This window comes from Xylanimonas allomyrinae (assembly GCF_004135345.1).
In the GTDB taxonomy this organism is placed as follows: Bacteria; Actinomycetota; Actinomycetes; order Actinomycetales; family Cellulomonadaceae; genus Xylanimonas; species Xylanimonas allomyrinae.
The window spans coordinates 548,712-565,304 of sequence record NZ_CP035495.1 but is presented as its reverse complement, the minus strand read 5'-3'; the positions used below and the strand labels follow the sequence as shown (position 1 = coordinate 565,304).

The following is a 16,593-nucleotide window of genomic DNA, read 5'->3' as shown; positions in this document are numbered from 1 at the left end:
CTCGCCTCAGGGAGCACCATGGGGGCGTGTTGCGAGCCCTTCTCCTCGAGAACGTCCATCCCGTCGCCACCGAGATCCTGCGTCACGCGGGGTTCGAGGTCGAGACGCGCTCCGGCGCACTCGACGAAGCCGAGCTGATCGAGGCGCTCGACGGGGTCCACGTCCTCGGGATCCGGTCCAAGACCACGGTCACCCGCAAGGTCCTCGAGTCGTCCCCCGGCCTCGTGGCCGTCGGCACGTTCTCGATCGGCACCAACCAGATCGACCTGGCCGCGGCCACGTCTCACGGTGTCGCGGTCTTCAACGCGCCGTACTCCAACACCCGTTCGGTCGTCGAGCTCGCGCTCGCCGAGATCATCTCGCTGACCCGACGCCTGTCGGTGCGCGACAAGGCGCTCCACGACGGCGTCTGGGACAAGACGGCCGACGGCGCCCACGAGGTGCGCGGCCGCACGCTCGGCATCATCGGCTACGGCAACATCGGCTCACAGCTCTCGGTGCTCGCCGAGAACCTGGGAATGCGCGTGGTCTTCTACGACGTGCAGGAGAAGCTCTCGCTCGGCAACGCACGCCGGGTGCGCAGCATCGAGGAGCTGCTCGAGGTCGCGGACGCCGTGACCATCCACGTCGACGGCAGGCCGGGCAACGCCGGCTTCTTCGGTTCGGACCTCTTCGAGCGCATGCGGCCAGGGGCGATCTTCCTCAACCTGTCACGGGGTTTCGTCGTCGACGTCGAGGCGTTGCGCGCCGCGATCGAGTCGGGGCACCTTGCGGGCGCCGCCGTCGACGTGTTCCCCACCGAGCCGAAGAAGCGCGGCGACGAGTTCGACTCGCCGCTGCGGGGGCTGCCGAACGTCATCCTGACGCCCCATGTGGGCGGCTCGACCGAGGAGGCGCAGGAGGCGATCGGCGAGTTCGTCGCCGGCAAGCTGCGCGACTACCTCGCCACGGGCTCGACCATGCTGAGCGTCAACCTGCCCAACCTCCAGCTCGCTCCCACGGGCGTCGGCCGCATCATGGTGCTGCACCGCAACGTGCCTGGCGTCCTGGCCGCAGTCAACCAGGTCTTCGCCGAGCACGGCGCCAACATCGAGGGCCAGGTTCTCGCCACGCGCGGCGACGTCGGCTACGTCGTCACCGACATCTCCGACGTCGCCCAGCGCGGGGCTTCGGCCAAGCTTCAGGAGATGGCGACCACGGTGCGCCTGCGGATCCGGGACGCATTCGACCGTCCCGAGTTCCCTCCGGGCCCGGCCGCTGGGGCCTGAGGGCTCAGCCCTTCCGGTTCGGCTCCGACGTCGTCGCCTCGTCGTCGGTCAGTCGGTCGGCGTGCTCGGCGCGCAGCGACGTGATCGCGCTCTCGAAGTCCTCGAGGGACTCGAACGCCTGGTAGACGCTCGCGAAGCGCAGGTAGGCGACCTCGTCGAGGTCCCTCAGCGGGCCCAAGATCGCCAGTCCGATCTCGTACGCGTCGATCTCGGCGCTGCCCTGCTGGCGGAGGGTCTCCTCGACCTTCTGGGCGAGGATCGCCAGGTCGTCCTCGCTCACCGGCCGACCCTGGCACGCCTTGCGCACGCCCAGCACGATCTTGTCGCGGCTGAAGGGCTCTGTTGCACCGGACCGCTTGACCACCGACAGGCTCGCTGTCTCGAGCGTCGTGAACCGGCGTCCGCATGACGGGCACTGGCGGCGACGACGGATCACCGAGCCATCGTCTGAGGTTCGCGAATCGACCACACGTGAGTCGGGGTGACGGCAGAACGGGCAGTGCATGCCCGTGAGACTACCGGGCGCGGCGCACCGTGAGTGCGCACATCTCAGCACATTCGCTGGTCAGGCGGCGGGAAGGAGGATGGTCTGGCCGACGGTGAGTGCCACCGAGCTCAGTTCGTTGAGGTCGAGCAGGTGTGCCACGACATCGCGCACGTCCTCACCGGGCGCGGCGACCTGCCGCGCGTAGCCCCACAGAGTCTCCCCCGGTGCGACAGTATGGACCGTGACTTCGGTCGGACGTCCCGGATCGGACGCGAAGGCGCGCCCACCCAGCCCGAGGAACGCGCCCGAGACCAGCACGGCGACGGCGATCAGCACCACCCGTCCGCGCACCGTCAGCCGCAGGCCACCCAGCCCGAAGGCGCCGTGGGGCATCGACACCCCACGCGGGGCGGACGGGAACGTACGAGCCGCAGGGCTGACGGTCATGGCGGCCATGAGATCCTCCGGGGTCGGTCTTCGGCTTCGAACACCGGTTCGTTAGAACAGGCGTTCGTTAGAACACCTGTAGCATGACACGGCCCGCCGACAATGTCGAGACACGCGTCGAACACGTGTTTGATCCCGCGGGACTCGTGCCCTAGGCTGGGCCTACGACCAGCACAAACAAAGGTCGTCAGACGGTCGCCGGACGGTCACCACCGACGAGGCAGACGCGCACCCGCGAAGGGTGTGCGAACGACGACGGACGGAGAGGTCATGACGGGTCGCACGACGAGCACGGGGACGGGCGCCCCTGGGCTGGCGACGGTGAGCACGCTTCCCGATCCGGGGTCGAAGCGCGGTCTGACCCCGCGGCAGCAGCGCGTCCTCGAGACGATTCGCACCTCGGTCGAGACCCGTGGGTATCCGCCCACGATGCGTGAGATCGGCGAGGCCGTCGGGCTGGCGAGCCCCTCGTCGGTCAAGCATCAGCTCATGACCCTTGAGCGCAAGGGCTACCTACGCCGCGACCCGAACCGGCCGCGTGCGATGGAGGTCGTCGACCCGTCCGCTGCCGACAGCGACGACACAGGCGGTGCACAGACGGCCGCTCCCTCCGCCGGCCGCGAGGCACACCCGGCGGCAGGACTCGTCGCCGGTCTCGACGTGGGCCTCGACGACGAGCAGCTCGCCGCACCGTCGTACGTGCCCGTCGTCGGGCGCATCGCGGCCGGTGGCCCGATTCTGGCCGAACAGCTCGTCGAGGACGTGTTCCCACTCCCCCGCCAGCTCGTCGGCGACGGTGACCTGTTCTTGCTCAAGGTGCAGGGCGACTCCATGGTCGACGCCGCGATCTGCGACGGCGACTGGGTCGTGGTGCGGCGACAGCCCGTCGCGGAGAACGGCGAGGTCGTGGCCGCGATGATCGACGGCGAGGCGACGGTGAAGACATTCAAGCGGGACCACGGGCACCTGTGGCTGTTGCCGCAGAACCCGGCGTACGCGCCGATCCCCGGAGACGAGGCCCAGATTCTCGGCCGTGTCGTCGCGGTGCTGCGCGCACTCTGACGGAGACCGTCGAGCGTGCGTGACCGGACGCGCGCACCAGCCAGGGCGCGTCGCGCCCGCCCTCTGCGCGCGCAGAGACAGGGTGCGCTGAAACGGGTGCGCCGAAACGGGCGCGCCGAAACGGGCGCGCTGAAACGGGCGCGCCGAAACGAGCGCGCCGAGGCAGGGCGCGCCGAAACGGGCGCGCCGAAACGAGCGCGCCGAAACTGGTGCGCCGAAACGAGCGCGCCGAGGCAGGGCGCGTCGAGACGGGTGCGCCGATGAGACAGGGCGCGTTCAGACGGGGCGCGCGAGATCGGCACCGCCGCCCCGTGAACCCCAGCGCCGAAGGATCGCGGCCAGTCCTCGAGGACGGTCGGTCACGCGTGCCGCACCGGCGACGCTGCGACCTACAGTCCGAACCGCTTCTGGACCGCCTTCATGCTCTCGGCCGACGCCGTCAGCCCCGCGATCTCCGCATCGGACAGCGGCACCCGCAGCACCTCCGGCACCCCCCGACGGTCCACGACGGACGGGACCGACAGGCATACGTCGGTCACGCCGTAGTAGTCGTCGAGACGCGAGGAGACGGTCAGGACGCGGTGCTCGTTCTTGAGCACGGCCTCGATGATGCGGGTCGATGCCAGGCCGACGGCGTAGTTGGTCGCCCCCTTGCCGGCGATGATCCGGTAGGCGGAGTCGACGACCTCGTGCGCGATGGCTGCGCGCTCGGTCTCGCCGAGCTCGCCGCGCCCGGGCAGGGCCTTCCATTCGAGCAAGGGCACGCCGCCGATGGTCGCCGAGCTCCACAGCACGATCTCGGAGTCGCCGTGCTCGCCTGCGATGTAGGCGTGCACGTTGCCCACTGCGACGCCGCAGTGAAGGGCGAGGGCGGCACGCAGGCGCGAGGAGTCGAGCACGGTTCCCGAGCCGAAGACTCGTTCGCGCGGGAGGCCGGAGATCTTCTGCGCGGCATAGGTGACGATGTCGACGGGGTTGGTGACCATGATGTAGATCGCGTCGGGCGCGACGTCGAGCAGGCCGGGGAGGATCTTCTTCGTCAGCCCGATGGTGGCCTCTGCGAGGTCGAGCCGCGTCTGGCCCGGCTGCTGCTTGGCTCCCGCGGTGATGACGACGACGTCCGCACCGCGGCACACCTCGACGTCGTCGGATCCGACGATCTCGGCGGGCGGGATGAACATCATGCCGTGCTGGAGGTCGAGGACCTCGGCCTCCACCTTCTGCCGGTTCACGTCGAGCAGTGCGACGGTGCGCGCCGTCCCGCGCATCAGCGCGGCATAGGCGAGGGTCGACCCCACCGCGCCGGCGCCGACGATCGCAAGCTTGGTGGTGGTGCTCCGCAGAGCGGGAACGGTCACGTGGTCCTCCGTGGGTGGCGTGCGGCGGCCCGGTCCCGGAGGACCGTGCCGCCGCCCAGACTAGGTGTCGAGTCGGCGCAGCGCAGCACGCACGACTGCAGTGTCGGTCGTGGGCCAGAAGTCCGGCATCGACCGTGTCAAGAAGGTGCCGTAGCGCGCGGTCACGAGGCGCGGATCGAGCACCGCGACGACGCCACGGTCATCCGTGGTGCGGATCAGCCTCCCGGCACCCTGGGCGAGCAGGAGCGCGGCATGCGTCGCGGAGACCTGCATGAACCCGTTGCCCCCGGACTGCTCGACGGCGCGCGCACGCGCCGAGCGCACGGGGTCGTCAGGGCGCGGGAACGGGATGCGGTCGATGAGCACGAGCTGGCACGAGGCCCCGGGGACATCGACGCCCTGCCACAGCGAGAGCGTCCCGAACAGGCACGTGGCAGGGTCCGCGGCGAACTGCTGCACGAGCGTGGGGAGCTGGTCGTCACCCTGCGCGAGCACGGGGACGTCGAGCCGCGCACGCATGGCCTCGGCGGCGGCGTCGACCGCGCGCCGCGAGGAGAACAGCCCGAGCGTGCGCCCGCCGGCGGCCTCGATGAGCCCGGCGATCTCGTCGAACTGGGCCTCGGTGGTGGGCTCGCGGCCCGGTGCCGGCAGGTGGCGGGCGACATAGAGGATGCCCTGGCGGGGGTAGTCGAACGGGCTGCCGACGTCGATGCCCGTCCAGTCCCCACCCTCGTCGCCGTCGCGGCCGAGGCCGAGCGACCCGGCGACGGCGTCGAACCGGCCACCCAGGGTGAGCGTCGCCGACGTGAAGACACCCGCCGACTCCGCCAGCAGGCCTGCCCGGATGAGCCCGGCGACGTGGAGCGGCGCCGCGTGCAGCCGGGAGACGCCGTCACCCCAGCCCGATCCTGGCCCTTCGCCGGGGCGGGCGCACCACAGCACGTCGCCCGACGTGTCCTCGGCGGCCATGCGCTCGGCGACCTCGAAGAGCTGGAGCACCGCGGACTGCGCCATCTTGGACCCCCCGTTGGGCGGGGTGTCCTTGGCCTTGCCGTCGGGCTTGACGCGTGTCAGCAGCTCGCGTGCCGCGTCTCGCACGGCTGAGACCGCGGTACGCAGGTCGTCGGGCAGGCCCAGCGGGAAGGTGCCCGCGGGTGCCTGGGCGACGAGAGAGCCGAACGCCTGCGCCGCTGCGTCGAGCTGCGTGGTCTCGGTGGCGGCGTGGCGGCGTGCGAGCCGCGCCGCGTGCTCGATGGTCGTCAGCGACAGGTCGACCGTCGCCGCCGAGGTGACACGGTCGGCGAGCTCGTGCGCCTCGTCGACGATCACGACGCCGTGCTCGGGCAGCACGCCCGGGTTCCCCGAGACGGCGATGCCGAGCATGGCGTGGTTGGTGACGACGACGTCGGCCTCGCGCGCCGCTGCGCGCGCCTGCTCGGGGAAGCACTCGGCGAGCAGCGGGCAGCGCTGCCCGAGGCATTCGAGCGAGGTGACCGAGACCTGACGCCAGGCCCGGTCCGGGACGCCTGGAACGAGCTCGTCCCGGTCGCCGCTGTCCGTCTCGCGCGCCCAGGCGTGCAGCCGCCGCACGTGGTCTGCGAGCGACGCCGTCCCGTCGTCGCGGTGGGTCCTGCCGGCCTCGGCGGGGTGGTCCGCAGCGCCTTCTCCGGGTGCGAGCGCGGACAGGTCGAACAGCGTCGCGTCGTCGGCGGGGTACCCGCCGCTCGTCTTGTGCCGGCACAGGTAGTTGTGCCAGCCCTTGAGCAGCGCGACCTTCGGGGTGCGCGGCAGCAGCGGGGCGACGGCGTCGGCGACGAGCGGCAGGTCGCGGGTGACCACCTGTCGCTGGAGCGCGAGCGTCGCCGTGGACACGATGACGCGCTCGTCGGCGAGGACGGCGTGCCGCACCGCCGGCACGAGGTAGCCGAGCGACTTGCCGGTGCCCGTGCCGGCCTGGACCAGGAGGTGGCGCCGACCCTCGACGGCCGCGTCGACCTCGACCGCCATGCGGTGCTGGCCCTCGCGTCGCCCGCCGCCCAGCCGCGCGACGGCGAGATCGAGCAGCTCCTCGACCGAGGCGACCTCGGCGTCGGCGCTCTCGGCGGCGTCGGGGGCGGTGGTCACCAGACGATCCTAGGCACGCCGGGGCACCGCGCCACGCACCCGACGCCCGCCGTCCACAGGAGGCCGCGACCGAACGGTCGCGGCGTTCACCCGGCAGTCGTGACGACCTTCACCCGTTCGAGCTCGGCCGCGAGCGCCTCGTCGACGCGCCCGCGCAGCAGCGTCCCGGCCGCGAGGTGTTCCTCGTGGTCGATCTCGCCCGACTGGTGGACGCGGTGGACCAGGTCGCCGCGCGAGTAGGGCACGACGACGTCGATCGCGACGTCGGGCCTCGGCAGCTCGCCTGCGATCAGGGCGCGCAGCTCGGCGATGCCTTCGCCGGTGTGGGCCGAGACGACGACGGTGCGCGGCTCGCGCCGCTGAATGCGCCCGACGACGGTGGGGTCGGCGACGTCGGCCTTGTTGAGCACGACGACCTCGGGGACGTCGTCGATGCCGGGGATCTCCGCGAGCACCTCACGCACCGCGGTGATCTGCCCCTCGGGGTCGGGGTGCGACGCGTCGACCACGTGCAGCAGCAGTGCGGCGTCGCCCACCTCTTCGAGCGTGGAGCGGAACGCTTCGACGAGCTGGTGGGGCAGGTGGCGCACGAACCCGACGGTGTCGGCGAGCGTGTACACGCGCCCGTCGTCGGTGCGCGCCCGCCGCACGGTGGGGTCGAGCGTGGCGAACAGCGCGTTCTCCACGAGCACGCCCGCGTCGGTCAGGGCGTTGAGCAGCGACGACTTGCCGGCGTTGGTGTAGCCGGCGATGGCGACGTTGGGGATGGAGTGCCGCTTGCGTTCGAGCCGCTTGGTCGCGCGCGAGGGGGCCATGTCCTTGATCTCGCGGCGCAGCTTGGCCATGCGGTTGCGGATGCGGCGGCGGTCGAGCTCGATCTTCGTCTCGCCGGGGCCGCGCGAGCCCATGCCGGCACCACCGGAGACCTGGCCGCCCGCCTGGCGGGACATGGACTCGCCCCAGCCGCGCAGGCGCGGCAGGAGGTACTCGAGCTGCGCGAGCTCGACCTGTGCCTTGCCCTCACGCGACTTGGCGTGCTGGGCGAAGATGTCGAGGATCAGGGCGGTCCGGTCGACGACCTTGACCTTGACGATGTCCTCGAGCGCGCGCCGCTGTGACGGCGCGAGCTCGGTGTCGGCCACGACGGTGTCGGCGCCGACCGCACGCACGACGTCGGCCAGCTCGGCAGCCTTGCCCGAGCCGAGGTACGTGCCGGGGTCGGGCTTCTGGCGGCGCTGGAGCAGACCGTCGAGCACCTGGGAACCGGCGGTCTCGGCGAGGGCGGCGAGCTCGCGCAGCGAGACCTCGGCCTCCGCGGCCGCGGCCTCTCCGCCCGAGTAGAGGCCGACGAGCACGACCTTCTCGAGGCGGAGCTGGCGGTACTCGACCTCGGTGACGTCCTCGAGCTCGGTCGACAGGCCGACCACGCGGCGCAGCGCGGTGCGTTCCTCGAGGTCGAGCTGGTCGCCGTCGTGGGTCATGTGCACGGTTCCGCCCTCGGCACGCGCCGTCCCCGCCCGGGCGAGGACCCGTGCCACGACGTCGTTCGCGATGGCCTGCGCGCTGTGGTCGGCGGCGGGAGCGTCGTCGGCGTGCTCCGGGGTCGGAGCGTGCGGGTCCTGCGGGGTCTGGGTCAAGGCGTGCCTCTCGCGCGGTGGGTGCACCGGTGTGCCCGGTGTTCGTGACAACAAGTTTCCCACGCCGCCCCGTCCCGGTCCCCGGCATTTTCACCGCAGGCGGCTCACCACGTCAGCGAGGGGCGCGCGAGCGCGACGCCGGTCCGGGAGACCCCGCGCGAAGGCCGCTCGCCGCGTCGCCGCGGCTCACGACGCCGCCCGCCACAGCGCGCCGACGGCGTCGGCGAGCAGGGCGCCGACGTCACCACGCACGTGGTGGCCGCCGCGGACGACCGTGTGCCCGCCGACGATCACCGTGTCGACGTCGGCTGCCGAGGCGGTCATGACGAGCTGGGCGGCGTCGACGGCCGCGGTCCGGACCGTGTCGGTGCGCACCACGACGATGTCGGCGGGGGCGTCGGGCCGCAGCACACCCGCCTCGGGCCAGCCGATCGCCCGGTGTCCGTCGCTGGTCAGTGCCCGCACGAGCATCTCCGGTGACAGCACTCCCCTGATCCCGCGGACGAGCCGCTCGTGCTCCTCGACGGCGCGCGCCTCGGCGAACAGGTCGACGACCGCGTGCTGGTCCGATCCGAGACACAACGCCGAGCCGGCGGCGCGCAGCGCCGCCCCGGGCGCGCACCCGTCGCCGAGGTCGCGCTCCGCCGTCGGGCACAGGCACACCGACGTGCGCGTCCCGCCCAGCAGCGCCACGTCGTCGTCGGAGAGGTGGACCGCGTGGACGGCGGTCGTGCGCGGTCCCAGCACCCCGGCGTCGTGAAGCACCTGGGTGGGTGTGCGACGGTACGCGGCCATGCAGTCCTCGTTCTCGGCGGGCTGCTCCGAGAGGTGGACGTGCAGCGGCGCGGACCTGTCACGGGCCCACCCGGCCACACGTGCCAGGCCGTCGCGCGACACGGCGCGCACCGAGTGCACCGCGGCGCCCACGCGCATCCCCGGCGCGTCGGCGAGCTCGTCGACCCGCTCCGCCCAGGCGGCGACGTCTCCGTCCGAGAACCGCAGCTGGAGCGCGTCGAGCGGGCGCGGGCCGGCCGGGGTGAGCCCCCGGACAGGTAGCACGTGTCGAGCAGCGTGAGGCGGATCCCGACGTCGCGGGCGGCGGCCTGCAGCGCGCGCGCCATGATGTTGGGGTCGCCGTACCGGCCCCCGTGGGCGGGGTGGTGGACGTAGTGGAACTCGCCGACCGCGGTGATGCCGGAGAGCGCCATCTCGGCATAGACGGCGCGGGCGATGGTGAACAGCCCGTCGGGGGTCAGCACCTCGGCAAGCGCGTACATCTGCTCTCGCCACGTCCAGAACGTCCCCCGCTCGCGGTGCGTCCTCCCCCGCAGCGCGCGGTGGAACGCGTGCGAGTGGACGTTGGCGAACCCGGGGAACGCCATCCCCGGCAACCGGTGGTCGCCGCGGCGCGGGGCAACCCCCGCGAGCACGGCGCTGATGGTGCCGCCTCGGGTCTCGATGCGGACCTCACGTGCGGGACCCTCGGGCAGCCACGCGCAGGGGGCCCAGAACGACGGTGGATCTGCGCTCAACCCTTCACCGTTCCCGCCAGGTCGGCCAGGACGTGCGTCAGCGCCGCCCCGGCGCGCGCGGCGGGCGTGGCGTCGTCGTCGCGCGCCGCCGCCCTGTCCGGGTCGCGGACGAAGATCATCGCGGTCGGCACCCACGCGGAGGCGAGGACGCCGGCGTCGTGCCCGGCACCCGTCGGCACGCGCGGGGCGGCCCCCGTCCCGTAGGCGCTGCGGCCGACGACGGCCGAGACGCGGGCGGCCAGCGCATCGTCGAAGTGCACGGCCGGGCTCCAGGACTCCAGGGTGAGCATGCCGAGCGCGTCGGCGGCCGCGCGCACGTCGGCCTCACGCGGACCTCGGACGTCGATCCATGCCGAGACGCGCGGGTGGTGCACGTCCGCGTGGCCGGGATCGACCCGTACCTTGCCGACGCTCGCGACGACGGAGTGCCGCTCGGCCGCAGCGCGCATCTTCCGCACGAGGCCGGCGAGCGCGCGCATCGGGTCGTCTCGCCGGGCGCGCCCCGCGGGTCCCGCGCCGTCCTCGCCGCCGCGCAGGTCGGCGCGCCAGCGCCCGTGCGGCCAGACGCCCTCGCCGACCGCCACGGGCGGGTCCCCATGGCCGGAGAGGCCGTGAACGGCACCTTCCTCGGTGTGCAGCTCGACGAACGCGCCGACGCGTGCGAGCGCCTCGGGATCCGCTCCGTACCAGTCCCTGGGGTCGCCGCCGGGGAGCCCGGCGGCGCGGCCGGCGCGGCCGAGCGCCTCCGCGAGGGTGACGCCGTCGGCGTCCGTCAGGCGAAGGACACGCTCGGGGTCGCAGCGCCCGTCAGCACGCGCGAACCTACGCACGGCAGGCCGAACCGCGCACCCAGCGTGCCGGTGAAGTTGACGACGCCGAGCGGGGCGGCGGGCACCATGCCGCAGTCGCGCAGCACGTCGATCGTGATGAAGGCCGACAGCACCCCGAGCGGGCCGTCGAGCGCTCCGCCGTGGGGCGCCGAGTCCAGGTGGCTGCCCGAGACGACGCCCGGTCCCTCCGTGTCCGGGTCGCCCCACCACGCCCACTGGTTGCCCGCGCGATCGACCGTGACGTCGAGCCCTCGCGCGGCCGCCTGCGCGACGAACCACTCACGCAGCTCCAGGTCGGTCGCGGTCCACGCGAAGCGTGAGTACCTCCCGCGCTCGGTGCGTCCGATGCCCGCGAGATCGTCGAGCATCGCCGCGAGCCGGCCCGTCGCAGGCGCCTCGGCGGGGCGGGTCATGCGACACCTGCCACGGTCCGCTCGCGCATGGTCTGCTCGTGCGCCGGCACCCGCGGCCTGCGCCCCGCTGCGTCGCCGCCGCGGGCGGTGCCAGGGTTGCTCATGCCTCCATGCCACACGCTCGCCCGGGCCTGCGGGGGCCGCGCGGAGCCCATTGTGTCTCGTATCCGAGACACCGCCGCAAGCCGCTATGGTCGTTGACATGCCTCACAGCGACGTGCCGGCCGTGCGCAGTGCGCTGCGCGTCCTCGACCACCTCGCTGCCCGGGCAGGGCCGGCTCCCGCGGCCGCCGTGGCCCAGCACCTGGGTCTGCCCCGTTCGTCGGTGTACCGGCTGCTGACGGTGCTGCGCGAGGAGGGCTACGTCACCCACCTGCGCGAGGAGCGTCGGTACACGCTCGGGCCGGCCGCGCACTCGCTCGCCACCGCCTACACCCGGCAGGCACCCCTGACGCGGCTGGCCCGACCCGTGCTGGCGCGCCTGGTCGACGCGACCGGCCTGAGCGCCCACCTCGCGGTGCTCGACGGCCGCGACGTGCTCTACCTCGTCGACGAGCGGGCGCCGGGCGGTCCACCGCTCGTGACCGACGTCGAGGTGCGCCTGCCGAGCCACCTGACCGCGATCGGGCGCGCGATCCTGGCCCGCCTGCCGGCCGCGCACGTGCGCGCCCTGTACCCGAACCGGGCGGTCTTCGCCGACCGCACCGGGGTGGGGCCGCGCAGCCTGGGCGAGCTGCGCGAGGTCCTGCGCCTGACGCGCCGGCGCGGGTACGCGGTCGAGGACGGCGAGGTCATGGAAGGAGTGGCGTCGGTAGGCCGGGCCATCGTCGCGCACACCGGGTTCCCGCTCGGGGGCGTCGCGCTCTCGTTCCCCTCCGCCGTGGCCGACGACGCCCGGCGCGGGGAGCTGGCAGTCGCTCTGGGACGCGCCGCGGCCGAGATCGGCCGGCGCCTGGGCGGTGGCGCCTAGGATTTCCGGGTGAGCGACGCCGACCTGCCCGACGTGACCGAGCACTACTTCACGGGCGGGCCCGCGACGGACGCCGAGCGGCGCACCGTGTCCGTGCGCATCGCCGGACGTGACGTCGACGTCGAGGTGGCCCCGGGCGTGTTCTCCCCGGGCCGCATCGACCCTGGTACGCGCGTGCTCCTGCACGAGGCGCCCACGCCACCGCCGTCGGGCGACCTGCTCGACCTCGGCTGCGGGTGGGGGCCGATCGCGCTCACGCTCGCGACCGAGGCGCCGGGCGCGACCGTGTGGGCGGTCGACGTCAGCGAGCGTGCGCTCGACCTCACGCGCCGCAACGCCGCCCGGCTCGGCCTCGCCAACGTGCGCGCCGCCTCGCCCGGGCCCGGCGGCGTGCCCGACGACGTCACGTTCGCGGCGATCTGGTCCAACCCGCCGATCCGTGTCGGCAAGCAGGTGCTTCACGGGATGCTGCGCACGTGGCTGGCGCGGCTGGCGCCGACGTCGTCGGACGCCGACGGCGCGTGGCTGGTCGTGCAGAAGAACCTCGGCGCCGACTCGCTCGCGCGCTGGATCACCGAGGAGCTCGCCGGCCCGCTCGGCGTGCGTGTCGTGCGCGCCGCCAGCGACAAGGGCTACCGCGTGCTGCGCGTCACGCGCGACCGCTGACGCCGGGAGCCGTCAGACCCGCACCTCACCCGAGAAGACGAGCTCGGCCGGCCCGGCGAGCTCGGCGCGCCCGCCCGGCAGGGCCCGCACCCGCAGCAGGCCGCCGGGCACCTCGACGAACCAGGTGTCGACCGGCGGGCGGCCACCCGCCGCAGCCCACGTCCGCACCGCGAGCGCCGCGGCGACCGCCCCGGTGCCGCACGACTGCGTCTCGCCGACACCGCGCTCGTGGACGCGCATGCGCACCCGCCCGGTGACCGTGCCGTCGCCGCCAGCGCTCTCGCCGAGCGGCACCACGAGCTCGACGTTGGTGCCGTGCGGCGGGTGGGGGGCGACCTGCGGGGCGCGCGTGAGGTCGAGCGCGTCGAGCTCGGCCGTCGACCCGAGGGCGACGACGGTGTGCGGGTTGCCGAGGTCGACCGACAGCGCGGGCCGGGGCGCCGCCCACCCGTGGACCGCGACGGCGGCGTCCGCGCCGGCGGCCTCGGCGTCGGGGCCGCCGGGCAGCAGCCACCGGCCCATGTCGACGGCGTACCAGGGGGCGCCGTCGGGTCCGGTCTCCTTGCGGACGCGTTTGACGCCCGCGCGCGTGCCGAGCGCGAGCTCGGCGCCGCCGTCGAGCGTGGCGAGGCCGAGCGCCTCGGCGAACGCGGTGAAGACGCGCACCCCGTTGCCGCACATCTCGGCGACGGAGCCGTCGGCGTTGCGGTAGTCCATGAACCAGATGGCGGCCGGCTCCTCGGCGAGCACGTCGTCGGCGATCGTCTCGCCGGCGCGCGCCATCGCCGCCGTGGGGGCGAGCCGGATGACGCCGTCGCCGCCGATGCCGCCGCGCCGGTCGGTCAGGCGCCGCACCTGCTCGGGGGTCAGGTCGAGGTCGCCGCGCGTGTCGGCGACGAGCACGAAGTCGTTGTGCGTGCCGTGACCCTTGGTGAACCGCAAGGGTGGCCGGGGGCGGTCGGCACGCTCGTCATGACCCCAGACTACGGCGCACGGGGGCGTCTCCCGGCGCGGGCAGCGTCCCGGCGTCGGCGGCGGCCACGACCGCGAGTGCGCGCTCGACGAGGTCGGGGGCGGCGGCGTCCAGCCACTGGACGCGCGGGTCTCGCCCGAACCAGCCCATCTGCTTGCGCGCCAGCCGCCGGGTGTTGGCGGTGATCTCGGTGCGGGCCTCGTCGGCCGTGCACCGGCCCGAGAGCAGCCCGAGCACCTCGGCGTACCCGACGGCGCGGGCCGCCGTCGCACCCAGGCCGAGACCTGTCCCGCCCTGGTCGGGGCCCGCGAGGCCGCGTACCTCCTCGACGAGGCCGGCGGCCCACATGCGCTCGACACGGGCGGTCACGCGCGCGTCGAGCGCCTCCCGGTCGCAGTCGAGCCCGATCTGGACGGCCGGTCGCACGTACTCCTGGCGGGGCAGGTTGGCGGAGTAGGGCCGCCCCGTGATCGCGATGACCTCGAGGGCGCGCACGATGCGGCGCGTGTTGTGCGGGCCGATGCTCGCCGCCGCAGCGGGGTCGAGACGCGCGAGCTCGGCGTGCAGCGCCCGCCGCCCCTCGCGCTCGGCACGCTCCTCGAGCCCGGCGCGCACGGCAGGGTCGGTGCCGGGGAAGTCGAGGTGGTCGAGCAGGGCGCGCACGTACAGCCCCGACCCGCCGACGACGACGGCGCGCGCGCCGCGCGCGGCGATCGCGTCGAGGTCGGCACGCGCCGCGGCCTGGTATCGCGCGACCGACGCGTCCTGGCCGGGGTCGAGCACGTCGAGCTGGTGGTGGACGATGCCGCGCCGCTCGCCGGGCGGGACCTTGGCCGTGCCGACGTCCATCCCGCGGTAGAGCTGGTAGGCGTCGGCGTTGACGATCTCGGCGGGCACGCCGGGCTGCGACAGCGCCTGTGCGAGATCGATGGCGAGGTCCGACTTCCCGGTGGCGGTGGGGCCCACGACGGCGACGACGATCACGGGCCCACGCTACGTGAGACGCGGGTCCTGCCCACGACCACCCCCGACGTAGGGCTACCCTCCGGGCATGCAACGTCCCTCCGACATCGACGCTGATCCCGCGTCGGAGCGCCTGTGGACCCCGGCGACGGCGGTCACGGCGGTCCGAACCCTCGCATCGCTCGCGCTGTGTCTCGTGGCCGCCCACCAGCACAGTCTCACGCTGCTGGTCGCCGGGCTGGGCGTGTACTGGGTGGGCGACATGCTCGACGGCGCGGTCGCCCGGTTCCTGGGGTGCGAGACGCGCATCGGAGCGGTGCTCGACCTGTTGTGCGACCGGCTCAACGCGGCCGCGTTCTACCTCGGCCTCGTGTGGCTGCTGCCGCAGAACGCGGTTCCGGTGGGCGTGTACCTGTTCGAGTTCCTCGTGGTCGACGCGTTCCTGTCGCTGGCGTTCCTCGCGTGGTCGGTGCGCAGCCCGAACTACTTCTACGACGTCGACCGGCGCATCTGGGCGTGGAACTGGTCCAAGCCGGGCAAGGCGGTCAACTCGGCCCTCTTCGCGGTGCTGCTGCTGGTGACGTCGACGCCGTGGGTCGGCACCGTCGTGGCCGCCGGGCTGCTGGTGCTCAAGTGCGTCTCGCTCGGGTGGCTGCTGCGTCTCGGCCTTCCGATCCCCGCCCGCGTGGACGCCGCGCCGTCGAGCGTCCCGCCGACAGCGCCGTCCGCGACGGCCTGAGAACGCCGTGCTCGCTGCGCTCGCCACGTTCGGCACCTCGATCCTGTCCGCGCTCGTCCCCTTCGTGAACCTCGAGGTCTACCTCGGCGTGCTCGCGACCCGGATCGGCGACGACGCCGCGGCGGCCCTGACGTGCGCGGCTGCGGCGGGGCTGGGCACGGTCGTCGGCAAGCTCGTCTGGTACTGGCTGGCCGCGCGTTCGATGCAGTCGCAGTGGGTCGCCAAGAAGCTCTCCAAGGAGTCGTGGAAGCGCACGTTCGACCGCTGGCACACCACGCTCGCCGGCCGTCCCTGGCTCACCGCCGCGGTGCTGCTGGCCGCGTCGATCGCCGGGGTTCCGCCCCTGCTGGTCATGTCGCTGGTCGCCGGTGCGCTGCGTGTCCGCCTGGAGGTGTTCGTCCCAACCGTCGCGGTGGGCCGGGCCGTGCGCGCCTGGCTGATCCTCGCCGGGGTCGGGGCCGTGCTCACGTGACGAGTCGGTGCACCGTCACGCTGTAGGAGCCGGGCAGGTGCTCGTGGCGCTGGTGCACGTCGAGCACGTCGTGCGTCCACCGGCCCGACGCCAGGAGGCGCTCGAGCACGGCGTCGACGCCCGGCGCCGGCTGGTCCGCGACGACGAGGAGCCCTCCGGCGGTCGACGTCACCGCCTGGTCGTCGAACGTCGCACGGATCCGGGCCGTGGCTGCAAGCACGGCCGCGGTCGCCGGCTCCCCCGGCACCTCGACGACGTCGACCGGGCACGTCGCGACGTCGAGCCCGGCGTCGCCGAGCGCGAGCAGCGCCACCGAGGCCCCGGGCGCGGCGATGCCGTCCCAGTCCTCGCCGCGCGGCCCGAAGGCGGACATCAGGGGAACGAACGCGTCGGCGACGCCGACCGCGGCCAGGCTCGGCCGCAGCCGCCCGGCCCGCGCCGTCGGACCCGTCGCGAGCACCGCGACGCCGCCACGCGACACGGCGAGCTCGCCCGACAGAACGTCCCGCACCGTGCGGCGCAGCCCGGGCAGGGCGTCTGCGCCTCCCGAGACGCCCTGCGCGAGCAGAGGCGTGGCGGGAACGACGACGAGGCACGGCACGCGCCCGACAGTACCGTCGCGCCTCGCCTTCGAACGGCTGCACGTGTGTGC

17 protein-coding genes and 1 pseudogene are annotated in these 16,593 nt (G+C 73.8%); 6 read left to right on the top strand and 12 right to left on the bottom strand.

Annotated features, from left to right (window positions below):
- Positions 1-26: 26 nt before the first annotated feature.
- Entirely contained in the window at positions 27-1,268 is a 1,242-nt protein-coding gene (serA, locus tag ET495_RS02515) for a phosphoglycerate dehydrogenase (protein WP_129202358.1), read from the top strand.
- 4 nt (positions 1,269-1,272) lie between these two features.
- On the opposite strand, the gene nrdR is transcribed toward serA, so the two are convergent.
- Positions 1,273-1,773: a transcriptional regulator NrdR gene (gene nrdR, locus ET495_RS02510; protein ID WP_129202356.1), complete on the bottom strand. Its 501-nt coding sequence runs from the start codon at positions 1,771-1,773 to the stop codon at positions 1,273-1,275.
- Positions 1,774-1,833: 60 nt separating this feature from the next.
- Entirely contained in the window at positions 1,834-2,202 is a 369-nt protein-coding gene (locus tag ET495_RS02505; protein WP_162616339.1) for a LysM peptidoglycan-binding domain-containing protein, read from the bottom strand.
- Positions 2,203-2,472: 270 nt separating this feature from the next.
- Between ET495_RS02505 and lexA the strand changes: the two genes are divergently transcribed.
- Positions 2,473-3,264: a transcriptional repressor LexA gene (gene lexA / locus ET495_RS02500; protein WP_129202352.1), complete on the top strand. Its 792-nt coding sequence runs from the start codon at positions 2,473-2,475 to the stop codon at positions 3,262-3,264.
- 389 nt (positions 3,265-3,653) lie between these two features.
- Here the strand turns inward: lexA and ET495_RS02495 are convergent, their stop codons facing one another.
- The 7 genes and pseudogenes from ET495_RS02495 to ET495_RS18405 form a co-directional block, all read right to left on the bottom strand.
- Positions 3,654-4,622: an L-lactate dehydrogenase gene (locus ET495_RS02495; RefSeq protein WP_211340896.1), complete on the bottom strand. Its 969-nt coding sequence runs from the start codon at positions 4,620-4,622 to the stop codon at positions 3,654-3,656.
- A 60-nt stretch (positions 4,623-4,682) separates the two neighbouring features.
- Entirely contained in the window at positions 4,683-6,746 is a 2,064-nt protein-coding gene (locus tag ET495_RS02490) for an ATP-dependent DNA helicase (protein ID WP_129202350.1), read from the bottom strand.
- An 86-nt stretch (positions 6,747-6,832) separates the two neighbouring features.
- A complete protein-coding gene (hflX, locus tag ET495_RS02485) occupies positions 6,833-8,383 on the bottom strand; it encodes a GTPase HflX (RefSeq protein WP_129202348.1) in 1,551 nt (516 codons plus the stop codon).
- Between the two features lie 186 nt (positions 8,384-8,569).
- The gene (locus ET495_RS19340; protein WP_342770141.1) at positions 8,570-9,442 is read right to left on the bottom strand and encodes an amidohydrolase family protein; all 873 of its coding nucleotides are present in this window, start codon (positions 9,440-9,442) and stop codon (positions 8,570-8,572) included.
- Between the two features lie 53 nt (positions 9,443-9,495).
- A pseudogene (locus ET495_RS19335) lies at positions 9,496-9,765 on the bottom strand (amidohydrolase family protein); the annotation flags it as partial.
- A gap of 146 nt (positions 9,766-9,911) precedes the next feature.
- Positions 9,912-10,745: a hypothetical protein gene (locus tag ET495_RS02475; RefSeq protein WP_162616338.1), complete on the bottom strand. Its 834-nt coding sequence runs from the start codon at positions 10,743-10,745 to the stop codon at positions 9,912-9,914.
- Positions 10,688-11,158, bottom strand: coding sequence for a hypothetical protein (locus tag ET495_RS18405; RefSeq protein ID WP_162616337.1), 471 nt, complete (start codon positions 11,156-11,158; stop codon positions 10,688-10,690). The genes ET495_RS02475 and ET495_RS18405 overlap by 58 nt, the downstream gene beginning before the upstream one ends.
- 202 nt (positions 11,159-11,360) lie before the next feature.
- Between ET495_RS18405 and ET495_RS02470 the strand changes: the two genes are divergently transcribed.
- Positions 11,361-12,128, top strand: a complete 768-nt coding sequence (locus ET495_RS02470) for an IclR family transcriptional regulator (protein WP_245993265.1) — start codon at positions 11,361-11,363, stop codon at positions 12,126-12,128.
- A 9-nt stretch (positions 12,129-12,137) separates the two neighbouring features.
- Positions 12,138-12,794, top strand: a complete 657-nt coding sequence (locus tag ET495_RS02465) for a class I SAM-dependent methyltransferase (RefSeq protein WP_425471186.1) — start codon at positions 12,138-12,140, stop codon at positions 12,792-12,794.
- Between the two features lie 12 nt (positions 12,795-12,806).
- Here the strand turns inward: ET495_RS02465 and dapF are convergent, their stop codons facing one another.
- Together dapF and miaA are read right to left on the bottom strand one after the other, a co-directional pair.
- Complete coding sequence (dapF, locus tag ET495_RS02460) at positions 12,807-13,736, bottom strand: diaminopimelate epimerase (protein WP_129202344.1); 930 nt, start codon at positions 13,734-13,736, stop codon at positions 12,807-12,809.
- Between the two features lie 28 nt (positions 13,737-13,764).
- Positions 13,765-14,751, bottom strand: coding sequence for a tRNA (adenosine(37)-N6)-dimethylallyltransferase MiaA (miaA, locus tag ET495_RS02455; protein WP_129202342.1), 987 nt, complete (start codon positions 14,749-14,751; stop codon positions 13,765-13,767).
- Positions 14,752-14,818: 67 nt separating this feature from the next.
- Between miaA and ET495_RS02450 the strand changes: the two genes are divergently transcribed.
- Both ET495_RS02450 and ET495_RS02445 read left to right on the top strand, forming a co-directional pair.
- A complete protein-coding gene (locus tag ET495_RS02450) occupies positions 14,819-15,469 on the top strand; it encodes a CDP-alcohol phosphatidyltransferase family protein (protein ID WP_129202340.1) in 651 nt (216 codons plus the stop codon).
- 7 nt (positions 15,470-15,476) lie between these two features.
- Positions 15,477-15,941: a VTT domain-containing protein gene (locus tag ET495_RS02445; protein ID WP_129202338.1), complete on the top strand. Its 465-nt coding sequence runs from the start codon at positions 15,477-15,479 to the stop codon at positions 15,939-15,941.
- Here the strand turns inward: ET495_RS02445 and ET495_RS02440 are convergent.
- On the bottom strand, positions 15,934-16,542 hold the full coding sequence (locus ET495_RS02440; protein WP_129202336.1) for a hypothetical protein: 609 nt from the start codon (positions 16,540-16,542) through the stop codon (positions 15,934-15,936). The genes ET495_RS02445 and ET495_RS02440 overlap by 8 nt on opposite strands.
- Positions 16,543-16,593: the final 51 nt, after the last annotated feature.